Source organism: Lentibacillus sp. (assembly GCF_035301675.1).
In the GTDB taxonomy this organism is placed as follows: Bacteria; Bacillota; Bacilli; order Bacillales; family Amphibacillaceae; genus Lentibacillus.
In genome coordinates this window covers 24,149-45,644 of record NZ_DATGTT010000048.1, presented here as the reverse complement: position 1 = coordinate 45,644, position 21,496 = coordinate 24,149, and the positions used below count along the sequence as shown (strand labels likewise).

General features: G+C 43.2%; 15 protein-coding genes. 8 read left to right on the top strand and 7 right to left on the bottom strand.

Translation table 11 applies throughout. The annotated features are described in order from the left end of the window. Nucleotides 1-7 precede the first annotated feature (7 nt). The 7 genes from VK097_RS08080 to VK097_RS08050 all read left to right on the top strand — a co-directional run bounded on the left by VK097_RS08080 (nt 8) and on the right by VK097_RS08050 (nt 8,431). Complete coding sequence (locus tag VK097_RS08080; protein ID WP_324211303.1) at nt 8-646, top strand: ABC transporter permease; 639 nt, start codon at nt 8-10, stop codon at nt 644-646. Nucleotides 647-1,085: 439 nt separating this feature from the next. Continuing rightward, nucleotides 1,086-3,221 (top strand): acetate--CoA ligase family protein, encoded by a 2,136-nt coding sequence (locus VK097_RS08075; protein WP_324211302.1) that lies wholly within the window; start codon nt 1,086-1,088, stop codon nt 3,219-3,221. Nucleotides 3,222-3,303: 82 nt separating this feature from the next. After that, on the top strand, nt 3,304-4,545 hold the full coding sequence (locus VK097_RS08070) for an acyl-CoA dehydrogenase family protein (RefSeq protein ID WP_324211301.1): 1,242 nt from the start codon (nt 3,304-3,306) through the stop codon (nt 4,543-4,545). Between the two features lie 74 nt (nt 4,546-4,619). Beyond that, nucleotides 4,620-4,682: a hypothetical protein gene (locus VK097_RS15425; RefSeq protein ID WP_414672168.1), complete on the top strand. Its 63-nt coding sequence runs from the start codon at nt 4,620-4,622 to the stop codon at nt 4,680-4,682. Then, a complete protein-coding gene (locus tag VK097_RS08060; RefSeq protein ID WP_324211299.1) occupies nt 4,675-5,568 on the top strand; it encodes an NAD(P)H-dependent flavin oxidoreductase in 894 nt (297 codons plus the stop codon). Before VK097_RS15425 ends, VK097_RS08060 begins: the two co-directional genes overlap by 8 nt. 375 nt (nt 5,569-5,943) lie before the next feature. Continuing rightward, nucleotides 5,944-7,140: a CynX/NimT family MFS transporter gene (locus VK097_RS08055; RefSeq protein WP_324211298.1), complete on the top strand. Its 1,197-nt coding sequence runs from the start codon at nt 5,944-5,946 to the stop codon at nt 7,138-7,140. Between the two features lie 88 nt (nt 7,141-7,228). Continuing rightward, a complete protein-coding gene (locus tag VK097_RS08050) occupies nt 7,229-8,431 on the top strand; it encodes an MFS transporter (protein WP_324211297.1) in 1,203 nt (400 codons plus the stop codon). A 372-nt stretch (nt 8,432-8,803) separates the two neighbouring features. On the opposite strand, the gene uvrA is transcribed toward VK097_RS08050, so the two are convergent. From uvrA to VK097_RS08035, 3 genes are all read right to left on the bottom strand, one after another. Beyond that, nucleotides 8,804-11,686: an excinuclease ABC subunit UvrA gene (gene uvrA / locus VK097_RS08045; protein ID WP_324211296.1), complete on the bottom strand. Its 2,883-nt coding sequence runs from the start codon at nt 11,684-11,686 to the stop codon at nt 8,804-8,806. A 57-nt stretch (nt 11,687-11,743) separates the two neighbouring features. Next, nucleotides 11,744-13,729 carry an excinuclease ABC subunit UvrB gene (gene uvrB, locus VK097_RS08040; protein WP_324211295.1) on the bottom strand — a complete coding sequence of 662 codons (1,986 nt, stop codon included), beginning with the start codon at nt 13,727-13,729 and terminating at the stop codon, nt 11,744-11,746. A 510-nt stretch (nt 13,730-14,239) separates the two neighbouring features. After that, nucleotides 14,240-15,346: an MGDG synthase family glycosyltransferase gene (locus VK097_RS08035; protein WP_324211294.1), complete on the bottom strand. Its 1,107-nt coding sequence runs from the start codon at nt 15,344-15,346 to the stop codon at nt 14,240-14,242. Between the two features lie 81 nt (nt 15,347-15,427). Here VK097_RS08035 and VK097_RS08030 point away from each other — a divergent pair, with 81 nt between their 5' ends. Further along, nucleotides 15,428-16,261: a metallophosphoesterase gene (locus VK097_RS08030; protein WP_324211293.1), complete on the top strand. Its 834-nt coding sequence runs from the start codon at nt 15,428-15,430 to the stop codon at nt 16,259-16,261. Here the strand turns inward: VK097_RS08030 and VK097_RS08025 are convergent. The 4 genes from VK097_RS08025 to VK097_RS08010 all read right to left on the bottom strand — a co-directional run bounded on the left by VK097_RS08025 (nt 16,258) and on the right by VK097_RS08010 (nt 21,387). Further along, on the bottom strand, nt 16,258-16,803 hold the full coding sequence (locus VK097_RS08025; protein WP_324211292.1) for a YkoP family protein: 546 nt from the start codon (nt 16,801-16,803) through the stop codon (nt 16,258-16,260). The genes VK097_RS08030 and VK097_RS08025 overlap by 4 nt on opposite strands. A gap of 163 nt (nt 16,804-16,966) precedes the next feature. Then, nucleotides 16,967-18,151, bottom strand: a complete 1,185-nt coding sequence (locus VK097_RS08020) for a PDZ domain-containing protein (protein ID WP_324211291.1) — start codon at nt 18,149-18,151, stop codon at nt 16,967-16,969. Nucleotides 18,152-18,320: 169 nt separating this feature from the next. Continuing rightward, nucleotides 18,321-19,778 (bottom strand): S41 family peptidase, encoded by a 1,458-nt coding sequence (locus VK097_RS08015; protein ID WP_324211290.1) that lies wholly within the window; start codon nt 19,776-19,778, stop codon nt 18,321-18,323. 166 nt (nt 19,779-19,944) lie between these two features. Further along, a complete protein-coding gene (locus VK097_RS08010) occupies nt 19,945-21,387 on the bottom strand; it encodes a murein hydrolase activator EnvC family protein (protein ID WP_324211289.1) in 1,443 nt (480 codons plus the stop codon). Between the last annotated feature and the right edge of the window lie 109 nt (nt 21,388-21,496).

Sequence of the window (21,496 nt, the reverse complement as noted above, 5' to 3'; positions counted from 1 at the left end):
ATAGATCATGGATGCACTGCTAAGTTTTTCTGATTACTTTTCCGGAAACTGGATGGCGCTGCTGGAAATGACCTATGAACATATTGTAATGGTTCTGCTTGGGATTTTGTTTGCATTAATCGTCGGCGTCCCCCTTGGTGTTCTATGTACAAAAAATAAAAAATTCGAGGCGGTTATCATGGCGCTTGCCAATATGATCCAGGTTATCCCGAGTCTTGCCCTGCTTGCGGTATTGATGCTTATATTTGGACTTGGGTTTAAAACGGTTGTGATCGGTCTTTTCCTGTACTCGCTTCTGCCAATTATCCGGAACACAGCAGTCGGCTTGAAGGAAGTGGATAAAAATTCCATTGAGGCTGGAACCGGTATGGGAATGACGCGCCTGCAGCTGTTGTTAAGGGTGAAGTTTCCTTTATCGCTTCCCTTTGTACTGGCTGGACTGCGAATTGCATTAGTCATCGGGATTGGAGTAGCGACCCTTGCACCATTTATCGGCGGTGATGGATTAGGAAGGGAAATTCTATCCGGAATCAACGTACGGGATACGGAAAAAATATTCGGAGGTGCCATTTTCGCTGCGATACTTGCTATCCTGGTCGATTATTTGTTGGGGCAGACACAGAAGCGTATTGAGGCGAAACGGTGATGGTTAGATTGGATATTTTTTAAGTGAAAAATGCTGCTTACCCAGGGGTGCCGGGGGAAAGCAGCATTTATTTTTAACTTCATTTTGCGCCATTCCAAACGATATTAGTAAAATTCTTCCGCATCAACAAGTAATGCACTTCATTCCCGCATGTCCTTCCTTATGTTCTAATTTTCAAAATCACTTTTATTTATCGGAGCTGTCGTAGAATTTGACATATGTTTTAAGTTAAATGTCGCCACTTGATGAACAAGTGAGTTAATAGTGGTTCAGTGAGTTTAACAAAACTAATTTTAATTAGTTTAACTGGCGAAAAAAGTGTAAAACAAAGGTTTTAAACATTGGCATAAATTTTGCATTAATTATAGTGCATACAGATTAGTTGGAATGATTCCTTTTTGGAGGTTTTGTTGATTAATTATGCTGGGGGTGGTAACGAATGGAGGTTAAACTGGAAAATTTAAAACGAATGCTTAAACCGCGACATATTGTTTTTATTGGCAATAAAAACATTGTCCGGTATGGTGTTCAAAATTGTGAAAAAATGGGGTTTCAAGGGCGGATTTATGCTGTCAATAAAACAGAGGTGGAAATTGAAGGTGTTCGCTGCTACAAAAGTATAAACGAACTTCCCCTGGTACCTGATGCTGCTTTTATTGCCATTCGTGGAGATAGAGCCATTGACGTCATAAGGGAATTGCGAACAATGGGAGTCTTTGGTTGTGTGTGTTATGCTGCCGGGTTTTCTGAAATCGGCAATAACCAATTGCATAAGGATCTTATAGAAGCTTCTGGTGATATGGCATTGGTAGGCCCAAATTGTTATGGAATCATAAATTTCCTGGATCAAGTACCCCTATGGCCGGATCGCTATGGCTCTCAACCGACGGATAAAGGTGTGGCAATTATAAGCCAGAGTGGAAATCTAAGCTTTAACATGACAATGAATGATCGTTCGTTACCGCTTGCATACACTTTGAGTATTGGCAATCAAACGGTGCTTGATATCGCCGATTATATGATGGTTATGTGTGACGACCCAAGAGTTACGGCCATTGGTTTACACATTGAGGGTTTGGCTGATTTGGAGAAATTTATTCTGGCAGCCAAAACCGCTTTGGAAAGAGGTGTTCCTGTTGTAGCATTTAAAACAGGTGTGTCGGAAATCGGGAGTCAATTAACAATGAGTCATACAAGTTCATTGGCAGGATCGGATGACCTCTATAAAGCACTGTTTAAACGCTTAAATATTTGTCGGGTTGATTCATTGTCTGGATTTTTGGAAACGTTAAAATTGTTTTCAGTCGCAGGCTCATTAAAGGGGCGAAAGTTAGGCGTACTGACAGTTTCGGGAGGCGAATCAGCAATTACGGCTGATGTAGCAGCTGAAAACGAATTTTCTCTTCCGAGTTTAAATGCTGAACAGAGGGAGCAACTAGAATCACAGTTGACGACGTTTGAACATGTGTCAAACCCGCTTGACTATAATATGTCCATATGGGGGGACGAAGAAAAATTAATTAAATGTTTTACAACCTTTATGCGAGGACAATTCCATACTACATTGCTAATTTTGGATTTTCTGGATATGGATAAGGAGGATATTCAACCTTGGTTGATAGCAATTAATTCTTTCATACACGCTTGCAAACAAAATCAAATGAGGGCACTTGTTATATCGGTGTTGCCAGAAGGATTGCCCGCCCAATTTCGCAAAAAATTAATTTCTAATGGCATTACACCGCTTCAAGGAATGACAGATGCATTTATTGCGATTACCGCTGTGACAGAATATAACGAAAGAAAGAAGAGAAACTTCCCAATATCAACAAACTTGTTAGTGCCCAAAGATCAACTTCAAAAGAACAGGTCCATTGTATTAGATGAATGGCAGGGGAAACAAGAACTTCATTCGTTTGGTTTAAAGATACCTTTTGGAAAGATTGTCTCTTATAAAGATAATCATCTAATAAACAAAGACATGAATGGACCATTTGTCATTAAAGGAATAAGCACCAAGCTTATCCATAAAACCGATGTTGGCGCAGTCAAATTGAATTTGCAAACTGAAGAGGAAGTCAGACTAGCGCTGCTGCAAATGCATAGGGATCTGGCAGGTCAGATAGGTGAAGGTATGCAATTTTTAGTAGAAGAAATGATGCCGGGTGCTGTGGCTGAGTTAAATTTAGGAATAAAACGAGATGATCAATTTGGGCTGGCTTTGGTTATTAGTATGGGGGGCGAACTTGTCAACTTGGTAAATGACAGTGTACCCATTCTATTGCCTGCAAGTCGCGAAGAAATTTTGGAAGCGTTGTATTCCCTTAAAGGAATAAAATTATTAAAAGGATTCAGGGGACGTCCTAAAGGAGATATAGAGGCGGTCGTAAAGGCAGCTGAATCAGTTGCAAAATATGCCGAAGCAAATCGAAACAATATCTTTGAAATGGATATAAATCCGCTTTTAGTATTCCCTGAAGGGCAAGGTGCTGTAGCCGTTGATGCTTTTATAAGGACAGTTATTAATCCGGTCAAAACAATAGATTCCAGTATACGAAAAGAAAATCTTATTTAAATTAAATGAAAAAGTAAATTTCAAAGATTAATAACTGGCGGAGATAATTAATAGAACATCACATAAAAGGAGCCTGATAATAATGGATTTTAAGATTCCGGAAGAAGTAAAAGAAGTTGTATCCTCGATTGAAAAATTTTTTGAACGAGAAATTGAACCGCTTAAAAAGACATATCATAAACAATTAAACAACGGAAGATACTTTTATGATGAAAATGGATTATACTCTAAACAAACGATGGATGCAATACGACAGGTTAGGCTAAAATCTGCCGAAGCGGGTTTTTTCAATATGTTCGCTGATCCAGAATTGGGAGGAACAGGTGATGAATTTGGCCCGGTAAAAATGGCTCTTATTCACGAAGCGTTATATAGAAAATTTGGTCAGGATCTATTAGCACAACACATTTTTCCAATTGGTTTATTTACTGATGGTCTTTCACCGGTTTTGAAAGGGTTGAAGCCTGAGGCGAAAGATGAAATATTACCTGGGGTACAAAGCGGAGAAACGTGGTTATGTTTTGGATTATCCGAACCTGATGCTGGTTCCGATATATGGAATTTAAAAACAAAAGCTGTAAAAGATGGTGAGCATTGGGTTTTAAATGGAACCAAACAATGGATCTCATATGCACCGTATTCTCATTACGCGATGATTTTTGCCATTACAGATCCTGAGTTGGCACAGCAAAGAAAAGGCGGCATCACGTGTTTTCTTGTACCATTTGATGAGGATACATGCGTGTGTGATTCCGCCGTATCACTATTAGGTGAATTAGGTGGGGAAGTAGGAATAATCACGCTCGAAAATGCTCGAGTTCATGAGAAGTATATTATTGGTGATTTACATCAAGCTTATAAAACAGCACTTGATGGAATAAATCTTGGACGGTTATCAGTAGCAGCGAACTGTGTCGGTACAGCTCAATGGGCATTGGATAAAACAATTGACTACGCAAATGAGCGGAAAACATTTGGTGTCAGCATAGGTAATCATCAGGCCGTACAAATGATGTTGGCTGATTGTGCACTTGAGATATACGCTGCAAGGAATATGGTACTGCACTGTGCGTGGAAAGTAGAGAATGAAAAAAAATCACCTTTAAAAGAACTTTCAATGGTTAAAGCCCACGCAACCGAAATGACACAATCAGTTCTTGATAGATGCATGCAGATTCATGGTGGTATGGGATTAACCAATGAGCTGGGGCTTGAACAGGTGTGGAGATGGGCAAGAGAACAGCGCATACCAGATGGTACGACAGAAATGCAAAAACGAACAATAGCAAAGCAACTTTTAAAGGGTGACACTAGTTTTTCATAATATATTCGAAATAAAAGGGAGGAACAAAATTGAGTGATGTATATTATGAATTGAGACGGTCCAATAAAAAATATGTGGTTGTAAGTCTTTGTATTGGTAGAGGTCAAGGGATTGCGATGGTGATTGAAAATGTCTAAATTACCGATTATTGTGGCTCCAATGTTTTTAGTTTCAACGCCCCAAATGGTCATAGAGGCGGGAAAAGCTGGGGTTATTGGTTCGTTCCCTCTTTTAAATGCACGTCCTGTGTCAAAATGTGCTGAGTGGTTACATGAGGTTAAGTCGTCAGTTGGGAATACATCATGGGCGGTTAATTTGATTAGTCATAAAAAATCAAATAAACGTTACGATGATGATGTTGGTTTGATTAAAGAATATGAACCTCCCATCGTTATTACATCACTCGGCAACCCGAGTGAAGTGATTGATATTGTTCATAGTTATGGCGGATTGGTTTATTCCGATGTGGCAACCGTTAAACATGCTAAAAAAGCTGCGCAAGGCGGTGTTGACGGCCTTGTCTTAGTTTGCTCAGGAGCAGGAGGCCATGGTGGGACTATAAACCCATTTGCTTTTATTCATACAGTCAAAGAGTTTTTTAGTGGTAAAATTATTTTGTCTGGCGGCATTTCAACGGGAAGCGATGTAGCGGCTGCTCAACTTATGGGAGCTGATTATGTCTATATGGGGACCCGGTTTATAGCGACAGAAGAGAGTAATGCTCAAGCGGAATATAAACAAATGATCATTGATTCTGCATTAGAAGATATTATTTATACAAACTCCTTTAGTGGAATCCATGCCAACTATCTAATTCCCAGCCTACACAGACAAGGCATTGATCCGAAAACACTCAAACCAAAAGAAGAGATAGATCTGTCTCATGTAACCGATGTCAAGGCATGGCGTGATATATGGTCAGCTGGTCAAGGGGTGACTGCTGTAAAACAGCGCCAAACAGTGAAAGAAATTATCCAACAACTGGAAAAGGAATACCAGAAAGGAATGAACCGTCTTCTATAGTACTCTTCGTATAGTTTGAAGAACGGGATTTTACAGTTTTTTAAGGATTGCCGATAAGCAGGTTGTCTAAATGACTTTGTATATTTCCTCATAAAAACAGCACGTAACCCGATCTTTACTGCACACTGGGGTTGCGTGCTGTTTTAGAAGCTTTTCATTAGGTATTTTGTATGTGTTCCATCGAATGAAACAAAATAAATCCTTTTTTCTCCAATTGACCCTATGTGCTATATTAGACTATAGGCTTTACAGTTCCTTATAAACAGAAAAGTGTCATATTTTCAATGTGCCGAGGGCAGCAAAGGCTTATTGCTATCAGATGCGGTGATAAGCCAAGTTCTCTGAAATGCAATGTTTTAGAAGGGATATTCGAGGATGATTACTGATAATTCGAAAAAGTTGCACCAATTCCTGCTTGTTGCGGGAATTGTTATCGTAGCATTCAACCTTCGCCCCGCGATCACGTCTGTCGGACCACTGATCGGTATTATCCGGGATGATATCGGGCTGTCAAATTGGAGTGCAGGCATTCTGACAAGCTTGCCGCTGATTGCTTTTGCGATCATGTCACCTGCCGCTCCGAAACTGGGGAACCGCTATTCGAATGAACGGACATTATTACTCGGCCTTATTTTGCTTTTTATCGGTATTGCCGTCCGTTCGATTTCGGTATTTGTCCTGCTGTTTATCGGAACGTTATTTGTCGGACTCGGAATTGCGATTTGCAATGTGTTGCTGCCGAGTGTTATTAAGGAAAAATTTCCAAAGAAAGTGGGGCTGATGACCAGTGTTTATTCAACATCAATGGGAATTTTTGCTGCATCAGCTTCAGGCTTAAGCATTCCATTTGCACAGGGGCTCAATATGGGCTGGCAGCTGGCATTGCTTATCTGGGCAACGCCGGCAGTACTGGGGATTATCGTTTGGATTTATCTCTCCCGGAAAGAAGAATCACCTGATGCAGCAGAAATGAGATATGTCAAATTGGGTGGTAACCAAATGTGGAAATCACCGCTTGCCTGGCAGGTGGCATGTTTCATGGGACTGCAGTCATTTTTGTTTTACGTGACGATTTCATGGCTTCCGGAAATTTTGCATAGTAACGGACTGTCTATGGCAACCTCGGGGTGGATGCTGTCGTTTGCCCAATTTATCGGGCTGCCGGCCAGTTTTATGGTTCCGGTTGTTGCCGGCAGGCTGAAATCACAGCGAAGCATTGTACTTGTAATGGCTCTGTTGGCGTTCGGTGGCTATTGCGGGTTGCTGCTGGGCAACTCCTTTACGGTGATGGTGATCAGTACCATCATGATCGGCCTTACATTGAGCGGGACGTTTGCGCTGGCTCTGGCTTTTTTGGGAATGCGTGCACGCAATGCCCGTGATGCTGCGATACTATCCGGAATGGCTCAATCGCTTGGCTATACCCTGGCAGCAGCCGGACCGATGTTTATCGGGTACTTGTTTGATGTTACACACGAATGGACGATACCATTGATAACGTTGATCGGCGTTTCCTTTTTGGTGATGATTTTTGGAATGGGGGCAGGGCGCGACCGGTTTGTGTTGAACTGATTGTTTTCGGTATGTAACAGGCAATAATGCTTCATTGCGGCGACCTGGCTTGAACAGATTAAGATTTACTCTAATGGATGTGACATAGATGCAACAGCAAGCCTATACAATTAGGGATTTATATTTTTGGCGAATCACGCTCAGCCTGGCATTGGCATCCTTTTTTATATTTGCCGGGTTGTATGCCGTTCAGCCGCTTTTTCCGGTTTTTGTAAAAGAATTCGGGATAGCGGTATCGGCTTCAGGACTGGCGCTTTCTGTGACAATTATCGGGCTGATTGCGGGGCTGATTGTGCTTGGATTTTGGTCAGACCGGAGCGGACGCACTGTATTTATTAAACTGTCACTTGCCGGTGCTTCGATTCCGTTCTTGATTATACCGCTTTCGGATTCCTTTCTGCTTCTGCTTATATTGCGGCTTGTGCAGGGATTCGCTCTCGCTGGTCTTCCGGCGGCTGCACTGGCTTATTTGAGTGAGGAAATCGACAGACGCAGTGTTCATGTGGCAACAGCGCTTTATATCTCAAGTAATGCACTTGGCGGCATGATCGGACGTGTTATGACCGGATATATTACCGATCATTTTTCATGGGAGATTGCGTTCTATGTTCTTGCTATGATTGGATTGGTCATCTTGGCGGCGGTTATGTTCATGCTTCCGAAATCACGCTTTTTTGAGCCTAGCAAGCTTCCGTTTTCCAGTGATTTGAAAGGGTTCAGCTATCATCTGAAAAATCCGGCCTTACTGCTCATATTCGGTCTCGGTATTGTGCTGCAGTTTTCATTCACCGGCATTTGGACGTATTTGCCGTTTTATCTTGAAGCGCCGCCGTTTTCGCTGTCGCTTGAAGCTGTTTCGTACATGTTTTTTGCCTATGGGCTGGGTGTCATTGGTTCACCGCTTGCAGGCTGGGTTGCGGGGCATTTCAGTTTGAGAACGATCCGGCTGATCGGTGTTTTCGTCATGGTGTCGGGTCTTTTGATCACACTCGGTTCCGCTTTGTGGATGATTATTGTCGGGCTCTGTGTAGCGTGTCTGGGGTTTTTTACGGCGCACTCACTGACGGCTTCATCCGTTGCCGAGGAAGTAACCCATCATAAAGGAAGTGCTTCCAGTTTGTATCTGGTGTCCTATTATATTGGGGTTGCCCTTGGAAGCTCCGTTCTCGGGCCGCTATGGAGCAATTGGGGCTGGAAGGGGCTAATCGTTCTCCTTGCGTGTGTTCCTGCTGTTTATGTGGTGATTATCCGCTTGTTCCGGTACAGGGATAAACAGCAGACCGCTTCTTAATAGTGAACAAAGGCTCGGGGCGCCCGTTTAGCGACGTACGGACTGTGCTCAGCGTCGCAGGTGGGTAGGCATTGCCGCGCATCGCGGCGGTTTTAGCCGATCTGCCCCACTGGCCGCAGGAGATAAAGGAAACATGCCCCCTCATAGGGAGTATGCCGACGTTGGGCGCAAAGCCCGGGTTTAGTCGGCCTTCCTTGAACTTCTGGAATCGCTGTTGACTTATCGGACGGAGGTAAAGGAAGTCACGCTACAGCTTTAGTGCTGGAGCCGGACGTGGCAATTTTTGATAAAGCATTCATAAAGCCAAAAATTTATACTTTCTTATATCATGAAAAAGCGGCAAACCGCTAAGCAGCTTGCCGTTTTCCTTTCTTATTTCGACCCGACTTTTTCGCGCTGTTCCATATCCCGTTCCATTCGTTTGCGGTCACGTTCCAAAATAGGTTTCAAATAGTGGCCTGTATAAGATTGCTCAATATCAGCAACTTCTTCAGGTGTTCCAGTGGCAATAATCTCACCGCCGGCGTCACCGCCTTCAGGGCCGAGATCAATGATATGATCTGCTGTTTTGATCACATCAAGATTGTGCTCAATAATCAGTACGGAATCCCCGTTATCCACAAGCCGCTGCAGCACACTCATGAGCCGGTTGATATCATCTGTATGGAGGCCTGTTGTCGGTTCATCCAATATATAAAACGATTTGCCGTTGGAGCGGCGGTGGAGTTCACTTGCCAGTTTCACCCGCTGTGCTTCCCCGCCAGATAAAGTTGTGGCGGGCTGCCCCAGCTTGATATAGCTGAGCCCCACATCATAAACCGTCTGCAGCTTCCGCTTGATTTTCGGAAGATTACTGAAAAAGTCTAATGCTTCTTCAATGGTCATTTCCAGTACGTCTGCAATACTTTTTCCTTTATATTTCACTTCCAGCGTTTCACGGTTATAGCGTTTGCCGTGACATACTTCACAAGGAACATAGACATCCGGCAGAAAATGCATTTCAATCTTGATAATGCCGTCGCCGCGGCATGCCTCACAGCGCCCTCCTTTTACGTTGAAGCTGAAACGCCCTTTTTTATAACCGCGGATTTTAGCTTCATTTGTCTGTGCGAAAACCTCACGGATATTATCGAACACTCCTGTATAGGTTGCCGGATTTGACCGTGGTGTCCGACCAATTGGCGACTGGTCAATGTCGATGACCTTTTCAATATTGTTGATGCCGTTAATCTTCTTGTGTTTTCCGGGCTTTAATTTGGCCGAACGGTTCAATTGCTTGGCCAAAGACTTATGCAGAATTTCATTAATCAATGTACTCTTGCCTGAACCGGAAACACCGGTAACAACCGTAAGCAGTCCAACCGGAATCGACGCATCGATGTTTTTCAGGTTATTTTCCTCGGCACCGACAATTTTGAGCTGCTTGCGTTTGTTTAGTTTGCGGCGTTTGGCCGGCAACGGAACATATTTGTCACCTGCCAAGTATTGTCCAGTGAGTGATTCTTTGTTTTTCATCATGTTTTCCGGTGTACCACTTGCTACAACTTGACCGCCATGCTCGCCGGCGCCCGGTCCAATATCGATAATGTGGTCAGCAGCCAGCATTGTATCTTCATCATGCTCGACGACAATCAACGTGTTATCCAAATCACGCATCTGTTTGAGCGTATTGATCAATCGGTTGTTATCACGCTGATGCAGACCGATTGACGGTTCGTCCAGCACATATAAAACGCCTGTCAGGGCTGAACCGATTTGGGTTGCCAGCCTGATCCGCTGCGCCTCACCACCCGATAATGTGCCGGCAGTACGAGACAGAGTCAGATAACTGAGCCCCACATTGTTCATAAATTCAAGGCGGTCAGATATTTCTTTCAGGATCATGCGGGCAATGGTTTCTTCTTTTTCAGTCAACTCAAGGTTTTCAAATAAATCCTTTGCCTCTGTAATCGCATAATCAGTCACTTCGCTGATATGCTTCCCGTTCACGAGCACCGCAAGCGCTTCTTCCTTAAGACGGTGCCCGTTGCAGGATGGGCATTTTTTATGGGCCATATATTTTTCCAGCTGCTCGCGTGTGAAATCTGACGGTGTTTCCCGATATCTCCGGGCAATATTATTCAAAACACCTTCAAAATAAATATGATTATCACGCAGTTTGCCGAAATCATTTTGATAGCTGAAATGGATCTTTTCTTTGCCGCTTCCATATAAAATTTTGTCCATCTGTTTTTTCGGGATATCCTTGACCGGAATATTCATGTCAATGCCGTAATGGTCACAAACACTTTTCAGAAGCTGCGGGTAATACTGGGAACTGATTGGCTCCCATGCTGCGATTGCATGCTGCTTCAATGTTTTCTTCCAGTCCGGAATGACGAGTTCCAAATCAACTTCAAGGTTTGTGCCAAGGCCATCACATGACGGGCACGCACCAAACGGGCTGTTGAATGAAAAAAGTCTTGGTTCCAGTTCACCGATTGAAAAACCGCAAATCGGGCATGCATGGTTTTCACTGAACAAAAGTTCCTCATCACCGATCACATCAACAATAATATTGCCGTCACCCAATCCCAGTGCGGTTTCAATCGAATCGCTCAGCCGGCTTGCAACACCTTCTTTGACGATGATCCGGTCGACAACCACTTCAATCGAGTGATTTTTATTTTTATCAAGCTGGATGTCATCAGTCACTTCACGCATTTCCTGGTCGACACGGATACGGACGTAGCCTTCCTGTTTCAGTTTTTCAATCGTATTGGCATGTTCCCCCTTGCGTCCGGAAACCACCGGGGCAAGGATCTGCATTTTTGTTCGCTCGGGGTACTCAAGTATACGATCTACCATCTGCTGCACTGTCTGTGAACTGATTTCAATACCATGCCGCGGACATGTCGGATGTCCGACACGGGCATACAGCAGACGCAAGTAATCGTAAATTTCTGTAACGGTACCGACCGTCGAACGCGGATTGTTGCTTGTCGTTTTCTGATCGATTGATATGGACGGTGACAGTCCTTCGATGGCGTCAACATCAGGCTTATCCATCTGACCTAGAAATTGCCGCGCGTAAGCGGACAGGGATTCCACATAACGGCGCTGTCCCTCTGCATAGACCGTATCAAAGGCCAGTGAGGATTTGCCCGACCCTGACAGGCCTGTCAAAACGACAAATTTATTTTTAGGGATTGATACATCTATATTTTGTAAATTATGTGCACGAGCACCTTGAATCTTTATTTCTTTGCTTGGCATGAACAGGTCATCCTTCCACTTGCTTGATAGTATGCGTGTCAAAAATGAGTTGAATGATCAGGCACCTTCTGCCTTCAATTCAAGCACAATGTCGCGAAGTTCAGCGGCCTTTTCGAAATCAAGCGCTTTTGCCGCTTCTTTCATTTCTTTTTCCATACTATCAATCATTTTTGCTTTCTCGGTTTTCGTCATCTTGGCAACATTATTTTTCTTGTCTTCATAATCCTCGACGTCCTCGGCGGCTACGGTTGCCTGAATCACATCACGAACGTCTTTGCGGATCGTTGTCGGTGTAATATTATATCGTTCATTATGGGCCATTTGTTTTTCACGGCGGCGGTTTGTTTCATCAATGGCGACTTGCATGGAATTCGTTATTTTATCACCGTACATGATAACTTCCCCGTTTTCGTTACGTGCCGCACGTCCCATCGTTTGAATGAGCGAACGCTCGGAACGAAGGAAACCTTCCTTATCGGCATCCAGAATAGCGACAAGCGATACTTCCGGTATATCCAGCCCTTCACGCAACAGGTTAATGCCGACGAGCACATCGTAATTGCCGACACGCAAATCCCGGATGATTTCAATCCGCTCCAGTGTCTTGATTTCCGAATGCAAGTAGGCAACTTTCATCCCAATCTCTTTCAGGTAATCAGTCAAATCCTCGGACATTTTTTTCGTCAGAGTTGTGACCAGCACACGCTCATTCCGCTTCGACCGTTTGCTGATCTCCTCTATCAGATTATCAACCTGTCCATCGATTGGTCTGACATGCACTTTCGGATCCAAGAGACCTGTCGGACGAATAATCTGTTCGGTATAGTCCGGTGCATGTTCCCGTTCATATGGACCCGGTGTTGCCGATACATAAATCAGCTGGCTGGTTGCTTTTTCAAACTCTCCAAACTTCAATGGGCGGTTGTCGAGTGCAGACGGCAAGCGAAAACCATGATCAACCAACACCTGTTTACGCGCCCTGTCACCATTATACATTCCCCTGATTTGCGGCAGTGTCGCATGTGATTCATCAATGACACACAAAAAATCATCCGGAAAGAAATCCAGCAATGTATATGGCGTCGAACCAGGCTCACGGAAGGTCAGATGCCGGGAATAGTTTTCGATACCCGAGCAAAAGCCCATCTCTTCCATCATTTCAATATCATAATTGGTACGCTGCTCGAGACGCTGTGCCTCCAGAAGTTTATCCTGTTCACGAAGTTCCGCCAGCCGTTCCTCAAGCTCTTTTTCAATATTTTTAATTGCTTTTTTTAGCTTTTCTTCACGTGTAACAAAGTGGGATGCCGGAAAAATGGCCACATGTTCCCGGTCACCGACAATTTCACCGGTTAACGCATCGACTTCACGGATCCGATCGATTTCATCACCGAAAAATTCAACACGCATACAGTGTTCTTCCCGTGATGCCGGAATGACTTCAACCGAATCACCGCGAACACGGAACGTTCCGCGCTGGAAGTCTATATCATTACGGGCATACTGGATATCGACCAAATCACGCAAGAGCTGGTCGCGATCCTTTTCCATCCCCATTCTTAACGAAAGTACCTGGCTTTCATACTCTTCCGGTGAGCCCAAGCCATAAATGCATGACACACTGGCAACAATCAGCACATCACGGCGTTCAAACAGTGCTGACGTTGCCGAGTGCCGCAATTTATCGATTTCATCGTTAATGCTCGCGTCTTTTTCAATAAACGTATCAGTCGAAGGCACATAAGCTTCCGGCTGATAATAGTCATAATAGCTGACAAAATATTCAACAGCATTATTCGGAAAAAATTCCTTGAACTCGCTGTACAATTGACCGGCAAGTGTTTTATTATGGGCAATCACCAGCGTCGGGCGGTTAATCTCCGTTACAGCATTGGATACCGTAAACGTTTTTCCGGTACCCGTTGCCCCCAGCAATGTCTGGTGCCGCTGTCCGGCTTTCACCTTCTCGACGATATCTCTGATCGCTTCGGGCTGATCACCGCGCGGTTCATAATCGGCCACCAGTTCAAATTTGTTTTCCAAAACGAAAACCTCCGTTCTCATTCGATGAATCTATTCTATCACAATTGTTCCGATATTTTAACTGTTAAACGAACAAATATTCGTTAATATCCATTTGGTTTATCTATTATCCATTTTACCCGATATCCTAGCTAAAAATCATTCACAAGGGATTAACAAACCAAGCGAACCCGACACCGCACATGAGTATCATGTCTGTCAGAAAGAGCGCTGCAAGCAATGCAGGAACGGTTACAGAGTTAAGCGGGGACAATCAAAACGAGGAGAAATTGATAAAAAACAAAGGCGCAAGCGCCCGTTTAGCGACGTACGGACTGGACTGAACCGCAGGAGATAAAGGAAACACGATGAACGTAAGTGAATCGCTGTTGACTTATCGGACGGAGGTGAAGGAAGTCACGCTACAGCTTTAGCGCTGGAGCCAGACGTGGCTATTTTTGATAAAGCATTCGTAGAGCCAAAAATTTATACTTTCTTATATCATTTATAAAAACATTAGCAGCCGCCCCGCTAATGTTTTTTATTGAGCATGTCTTCCAAAAGGTCTGACATTTGCCGATGGTCCAGATTGTGATGATATGCTTCAACGTTCTCTTCATACACCTTTTTTCTATTTTTGTCCATGAAAAAATGCAATAATTGTACATCCAAATTATTGTCCGTATCCACCGGAATTGCCGTTCCCAGCCGCTTCATTTGCTCGACATTTATCCGTTCCTGTCCAGGCAGCGGGTTGTACAAAAAAACCGGTTTCCGTTTTAAAAGGCATTCACTGATGGTCACCCCTCCAGGCTTTGTCAGCACCGCATCAACCTGATCATACATTCGATTCATTTCAGTTTTGTTGGTGATATACGGAATCGGTGTAACTGATGCGGGTCGCTTCTGGAGCAATTCACGGTAAAATGTATCATTTTTGCCGCATAAAACATAATAATGAATCTTATCCGACTTAAGTGCCGGAAGCATATTCCTCAACGAGCCCACCCCTAGACTGCCGCCGGTCACCAGTACTTTTATGATAGCTTTTTTGCTCTCTGTGTACCCTTCCCTTATCTGAAATTCATGACCGGTTGGTATACCCGTAACATAAATCGCTTCCGGCCTGACACCTTTCTCTGTTAAATAATTTTTAACCGTCAATGTAGGAGCAAAATGGTAATCGATCCCTTCAATCCCCCAGACATCATTAACAAAAAAATCCGTATAAACATTGACCGTGACAGACGGCAATTTATTCTGCAGTTTTAATACACTTGCTATGTTTGACGGAAGCGCATGCGTACAAAATAGGATTCGGACATCCTGCTGGTTCGTCAGCCGTTTAAAAAAATGTATAAACATTGCTTCATAAAGATATCGGCGGTTATGTATAGGTGCTTTTTTATAAGCGGCAAGCCTGTACAACCAATCATAGAGATCCGGAAAATATTTGATCCAGTTTAAATAAGCGGAGGAAATAACTTTTTCCATTCTGCCGTAGCTGTATGACAAAATATCCACTTTGTCACATGACATATCATTTCGGCAAGATTCAATTTCCTCAATTAATGCATCTGCCACATGATGATGCCCGGTTTGTATTTGCATGAATGGTAAAAATAGTGCCTTTTCCATGTTTTTACCTCCATTGAAACCAATTACCAATGATTCTGCCCTAGTCAAATGCTATAATTTTGACAGGAGAGGAGTCATACGATGATATATGCCATAATGGTGCTTATAACGTTGTGTATCGGCTATTTCCTGTACAAAGCCTACAAAAATACACAAGATATACAGATTAATAAAATTAACGCAATTCCGGAATCCGCCGAGCATGCCCCGGTATTATCCATCCTTCATTTGTCCGATTTACATTTGGAAAATATATCACTAACACCTTCCCAGCTGGCGGACAAGCTAAGAAATGAATCCGTTGATATGATCGCATTGACCGGTGACTTTCTTGACCGGAAACGCAGTATTCCTAAATTACTGCCCTTTTTGCGTGTATTACGCGACATGAAACCGGCATATGGCATTTACGCAGTACTGGGCAATCACGATTATGTTCTCAACGACCGGGATTTATCAGAACTTATTAATTTAATGGAGCAGTATAATATCCAGGTACTGCGGAATGCCCATCAAAGTTTTTCAGTCGACGGACACACAATCAATATAATCGGAATCGATGACTATAGTACAAACCGCAGCGACCTGCCTGTGGCCTATCGGCATGTGGACACGGGAACGAATATCGTTCTTACGCATGACCCGAACATCGTGCTCGAGATGCAAGGGTATACGTTCGATTATTTAATGGCCGGACATTTTCATGGCGGCCAGATTTGCTACCCCAAGGCATATCATCTTGTCAAAATGGGCAAACTCGCGAAACAAAACACGATAAAAGGCTTGCACATGCACAATAAATCACCTTTTTATATCAGTGAAGGGCTTGGGCAGACCGGTCTCAATATACGTATTGGCTCAAGACCGGAAATAACATTTCACCAGATACCTTTCAGCCAGCCCGAACATGTTTAATCCATTCGCTCCGAGTGACTCAACAGCCGGTTCGTTGACATGAACAAGTAGCAAGGCGGGTTCCGGTCAGGACGGCCTGCGATATAATTAATGATCTGGCACGTCAATTGTTTGAACAACCGGTAGTATCTGTTTTGGATTGAAAATGCTTCAAATCCAAGCCGCCGTGTTCCCTTATTTAACATTGTGATTCCAATAACGGCTTTTATTTCATGGCGTCTGGAGTGTCCATTAATGTAACTGGAAAGACATTGCAAATCATCCCGGACCATATGATATAGCAATAAAGCACGCTGAACTTCGCTTTTGATGTTCTTTAGCTCACGAATCATACGGACGTTATGCAAGTGGATTTTCAACAGCACATCGTTTTTACGAATCGATGTGCCATCTTCCAGGATTACAGGCGAGCCTCTATATTTCGTTAATCTGACGCGAAATATCGTTTTATTTCGTTCATAATCCGCCACATGATGAAGTCTAGTGAAATTGTAATAAATGGGGTCAAGCGTGCTCCATATCGTCAGCAAATAACTCTTCATACCATTTTTTCCTTTTCTGTAACTGTATTGCGTTCATTAGTTTGCTTTAACGGGGCAAATAATATTGAAGGTATTTTAATCCAAAATACTAATGAGAACAGTAAAAAGGCAGCAAAGTTACGATATGCACCTTACTGCCTCAATATCAATTTATCTGATTCAATTAAGCAAGCTGACTGTCCTTGTAGCGTCTGGCTGCTGTTATAATCCCCAGTTCATGGTGGTCTTTCTCATAAAGGGCGCTTTGAACAAATCGGGCTTCTCCGTTATCACCGCGTATTTCCAATTTAAAGAACGCCCCGCTGTCCTGCAAAGCATAATAAAACTGTTCAATCCTGTCTATTTTCTTGCCGTTGACTTTAGTTATCGTTTCACCTACCAATATCCCCAGCCGGTCAGCAGGTGTACCCGGAACAACGGCCAACACCTTTATTCCCCGCGAATTCTGAGTGAAAAATGGCGTCTTCTTCTGATCGGCTGTCCGGTGTTTAAAATTGAGATACTCCCGACCAATGATACCGGCAACAATTGCTGCCAGTGCGAGCCAGCCGATAAACATGCTTCCGGCCGCCAGCAGCAGGACAATCAGACTTAGCATGCGGGCAGGTTTTGCTAGACGGACCGCTGCTTTTTCAGGCAACTCGCTTCGGACAGTGTGGTCAAACCCAATTAAAAATGGGACAAGCATAAGACTGTAGGTTTCACCACCTACTGAGAAATATGGCCAGAAAGAAGCGATTGACGTAAGCGGACCAGACGGAATAAGGACGAAAAAGGGAATAAGTGTCATCTTTTTAAGATGATGTATACCAATCCATGTCCCCCGGCGTCCAAGCTCCATATCCGGGAATGTCCCGTTTCGGTTATGCCGTTTTAATAAAAACGCCTCAGCCGAAATAAATATAGCAAACAGCAGGCTCAATCCGGTAAAATTTGGAGCGCTGAATAAATCCATATCAATTAATGACTGGCTTTCAAGCACAAAAGGGGCCAGCAGCAACAGTAAAAATGTTATTCCAATCGTATAAACAGGAGACAGCAGTGTTAAGCGCATTGAGAGACTGAGAAGAATCGTCACCGCCGCAAGCAGCATGATTGTTTCATATGAGAATACCATCCCTGTCCCTATCGTTATGACGGATAATACGATACCATATATCAAAGTTACCCGACCTGCATTCTTCCATTCTGAAAAGATATCAAAAATTTTCAGGCCAAAATGATTGCGTTCTTTTCTTATTCGTTTATACCCGACAACGATTGATAGAATAATTGCCCAATACACAAGAGGATTTAAAAAAAACCTCCCTATCCCATTGGCCAGTTCCATGAGCCAGGTTTGTACCACATTAATCACCTTCTGTCACATCTTCTTCTGAAACTTGTCCGATAAATCCAGTTCCCGGCTTTATTGAATGAACGCGTCTTTGATTATATTCGATATTTGTCGAAAAGTTCCTGCATAACAGGAAAAGAAAACCGCGAGAAAAACCCGCGGATATCTTTATTCCTTACATTTATTCATACAAAACATCAAGCGTTTTTTCCATTTGCCGGTCATCTTTTCCATTACGGATTCGGTCAACGACATTAGTTTCGACCGCCCCTGCTGTTTTTTCATTGACTTCACCAGTCACTTCCAGGTCATTGTCTGACTGAAAGTTCTCGACAGCCGCTTCAGTATTTTTACTGAAATAGCCATCCGTACGTCCTGGATCATAGCCTAAACCTTTCAGCATCACTTGCATGCTCTTAACACTTTCACCCGTCTCATCATACTTGAGGGGCTCGTCAACCTGCATAGGATTTGTAAAGTAATAATCAGGCTGCTCCACTTTAACAGTCGGTTTAACACCCTTTTCGTGTATCCAGTTTCCCTCAGGTGATAGCCACTTGAAGAATGTTAATTTGACCCTGCTTCCATCATCACCGACCGGAACGGCCTGCTGAACAGTTCCTTTGCCGAAGCTTTTCGTGCCTACGACATCATATCCGACTTCCTTCATGGCCACCGCCAAAATTTCGGAAGCGGATGCGCTTCCCTCATTAATCAGCACGCTGATTGGATAAGGCTTTTTCTCATCCAGATTGGAAAAGGACTTATCTGCTTTACCGTTCTGGTTTTCAATTTGCACGTACGGAACATCTTTCGGAATGAAATTTTTCAGTACGCCCTCGACAGCGGACAATACTCCGCCCGGGTTGCCGCGTACATCAATGACCAAGCCTTCGATATTTTTCTCTTCCAGTGACTTCAGCTGTTTATTGAAATGTTCAGCTGTATTTTCAGCAAAAGACGTTATTTCGATAATGCCCGTTTTCTTCCCGTCGATGGTCTTTACCTCGGAATAAACGGTTTCTACCGGAATCTCATCACGCTCAATGGTTACATCAAAAGATTCTGAAACACCGGAACGCTGAATTTCGAGGACAACTTCGGAACCTTTTTCGCCGCGGATCTTTTCAACTGCTTCGTTCAAACTCAATCCGGCGACACTTTCTCCATCGACACTCAAAATCTGATCATTCGGACGGAGCCCTGCCTCCTCAGCGGGTGAATCCTTGATCGGTGAAACTATCGTTACTTTATCGTTCACCATGGAGACTTCAGCACCGATCCCTTCAAATGAGGATTCAATTTGTTGATTAAACTGCTCCATCGTCTCCACATCCATATAGGAACTGTATGGGTCGTCCAATGAGCTGACCATCCCTTTAATGGCGCCTTCGATTAATTGCTTGTCTTTAACATCTTCCAGGTAATGTTTTTTAATTAAGTTAAAGGTTTGAGCTACTTTTTGCATGTTTTCCGGCGCTTCACTGCTGATTTGTCCGGATGTATCAGCTGTCTCCTGCTGTTCCCCGAGCGGTGCCGGGTCCGGCTGTGCCAGTTTTACTCCCAGAAATGCCCCTGCAAATCCCAGAAGAAGCGCAGCAATTAAAAGAAGTGTTATATATCTCTTTTTCAATTTCATTATTTCACCCCAACTTATATTTGCTGGTTGTCTGTTCGTTTCAGAAGTCAAAGGAAGTGATGATTGGTAATCTGTTTTTCATCTATAAAAAGGCATCACACCGAAAATGTGCGATGCCTTTAATAATATAGTTTATGCAGCCAAAATGCAATGACATGCGCTGATTTTAGTTCAGAACGCTTAATGGATTTATTGAATTACTCTTTGATCCGTTCCAGCCGCCTCTATGAATTTCAAAATGCAAATGCGGTCCGGTTGATTGACCTGTATTTCCACTTGTTCCAACGATCTGACCGCTGCTGACTGTCTGACCGGATGAAACAGCTATACTGCTTAAATGTGCATAAAGTGTTGTATAAGATGTCCCATTAATTGAGTGGGAAACCAATACAACATTTCCGTAACCATTCATCGTTCCATCACTTTCACTATGAGTTGAAATAACAACACCTGAAGCAGCGGAACCTACTGATGTTCCTGGTCCAACCCCGAAATCAATGCCCGCATGGAGACTGCCCCAACGCTGTCCATATCCGGACGTTACGGGTGCTGACAGCGGGTAATTGAACATTCCATTACCTGAACTGGCTGGTGCAGCAGAATGGTTTGATCCGCCATCTGAATTGCCCCCTGAGCTGTTGTCTGAACTGCTGCTTGAACTGCTGCCGGAATTATTGTTTGCTTTTCTTTCTCTCTGTCTTTCTCTGGCAAGCTGCTTAAGCTTTTCCTTTTCCTGCTTGGCAAGCTCGATGGCTTTTTGATTGGCTGCTTTCTGCTTGCGAAGTATTTCCTGTTCATCTTCCAAACTTACTTTATAGTTCTCAAGGTCTTTCTCTTTTTCTTCCAGGTCGCCAAGCAGGCTTTCTTTTTCAGCCATTTGGTCATCCAATTCCGACTTCAATGATTCAAGTTCCTGCTTTTGACTTTTAAGGGATGCTTTCTTATCTTCTACTTCAGCTTTCTTTTGTTCGACATTTCCCTTCTTTGTTTTCACTTCAGCTTGTTTATCCTCGACTTCCTGTTTTTCCCGCTTATGTGTTTCCATAATGTCTTTGTCCTGGTCCATAATCGTATTGACCGCCGAGGATCTGCTGATTAAATCACTAAAACTTTTCGCACCAAAAATAACTTCTATGTATTTCATGCTCCCGCCGTTGGACTGAATGGCTCGCAGGCGATCTTTAAGGAGTTTCTCACGTTTTTTAATCCGTTCTTTCAATTCCTGAATTTCTTTTTTTAATTTTTCAATCTGTGCATTGAGTTCATCAATTTGATTGCTTAACTTGTCAAGCTGTTCATTTGTATCAGTTATTTCATTTTCTTTTGTGCTGATCTTTTCCCTTGTATCAGTCAATTTCTGATTGATTGTTGTAATTTCACTGTTCACGGAATCCTGTTTATCCAAGTTTTTCTCGATTTTTTCTTCCGTGTTCTGTTTGTCATTCTTTAGATTGGATTGCTCTTTTTCTATTTCTTCCTGTTTATTCTTTTTATTTTCGATTTTCTGTTCAAGTTCATCGGTGGACTGAGCGGATGCTTTTTGTGAACCTGCAAAACCCGTACCGAGAACCATTAATGCAACCAATAAATAGGAAATAAATTTCTTCATTCTCGTTTTCCCCTCTCTGTTACGTCTAGTCAAATGATTTTTAGGATTAGCATTTATTTAGGATTCTTTAGAAAAATCATGTTGTTATTTGTTATTACGGCCGATGTAC

Coding starts and splice junctions, on each gene's coding strand:
- VK097_RS08080 (WP_324211303.1), top strand. CDS start 8: ATGGATGCACTGCTAAGTTTTTCTGATTACTTTTCCGGAAACTGGATG.
- VK097_RS08075 (WP_324211302.1), top strand. CDS start 1,086: ATGGAGGTTAAACTGGAAAATTTAAAACGAATGCTTAAACCGCGACAT.
- VK097_RS08070 (WP_324211301.1), top strand. CDS start 3,304: ATGGATTTTAAGATTCCGGAAGAAGTAAAAGAAGTTGTATCCTCGATT.
- VK097_RS08060 (WP_324211299.1), top strand. CDS start 4,675: ATGTCTAAATTACCGATTATTGTGGCTCCAATGTTTTTAGTTTCAACG.
- VK097_RS08055 (WP_324211298.1), top strand. CDS start 5,944: ATGATTACTGATAATTCGAAAAAGTTGCACCAATTCCTGCTTGTTGCG.
- VK097_RS08050 (WP_324211297.1), top strand. CDS start 7,229: ATGCAACAGCAAGCCTATACAATTAGGGATTTATATTTTTGGCGAATC.
- uvrA (WP_324211296.1), bottom strand. CDS start 11,686: ATGCCAAGCAAAGAAATAAAGATTCAAGGTGCTCGTGCACATAATTTA.
- VK097_RS08035 (WP_324211294.1), bottom strand. CDS start 15,346: ATGGAAAAGGCACTATTTTTACCATTCATGCAAATACAAACCGGGCAT.
- VK097_RS08030 (WP_324211293.1), top strand. CDS start 15,428: ATGATATATGCCATAATGGTGCTTATAACGTTGTGTATCGGCTATTTC.
- VK097_RS08025 (WP_324211292.1), bottom strand. CDS start 16,803: ATGAAGAGTTATTTGCTGACGATATGGAGCACGCTTGACCCCATTTAT.
- VK097_RS08015 (WP_324211290.1), bottom strand. CDS start 19,778: ATGAAATTGAAAAAGAGATATATAACACTTCTTTTAATTGCTGCGCTT.
- VK097_RS08010 (WP_324211289.1), bottom strand. CDS start 21,387: ATGAAGAAATTTATTTCCTATTTATTGGTTGCATTAATGGTTCTCGGT.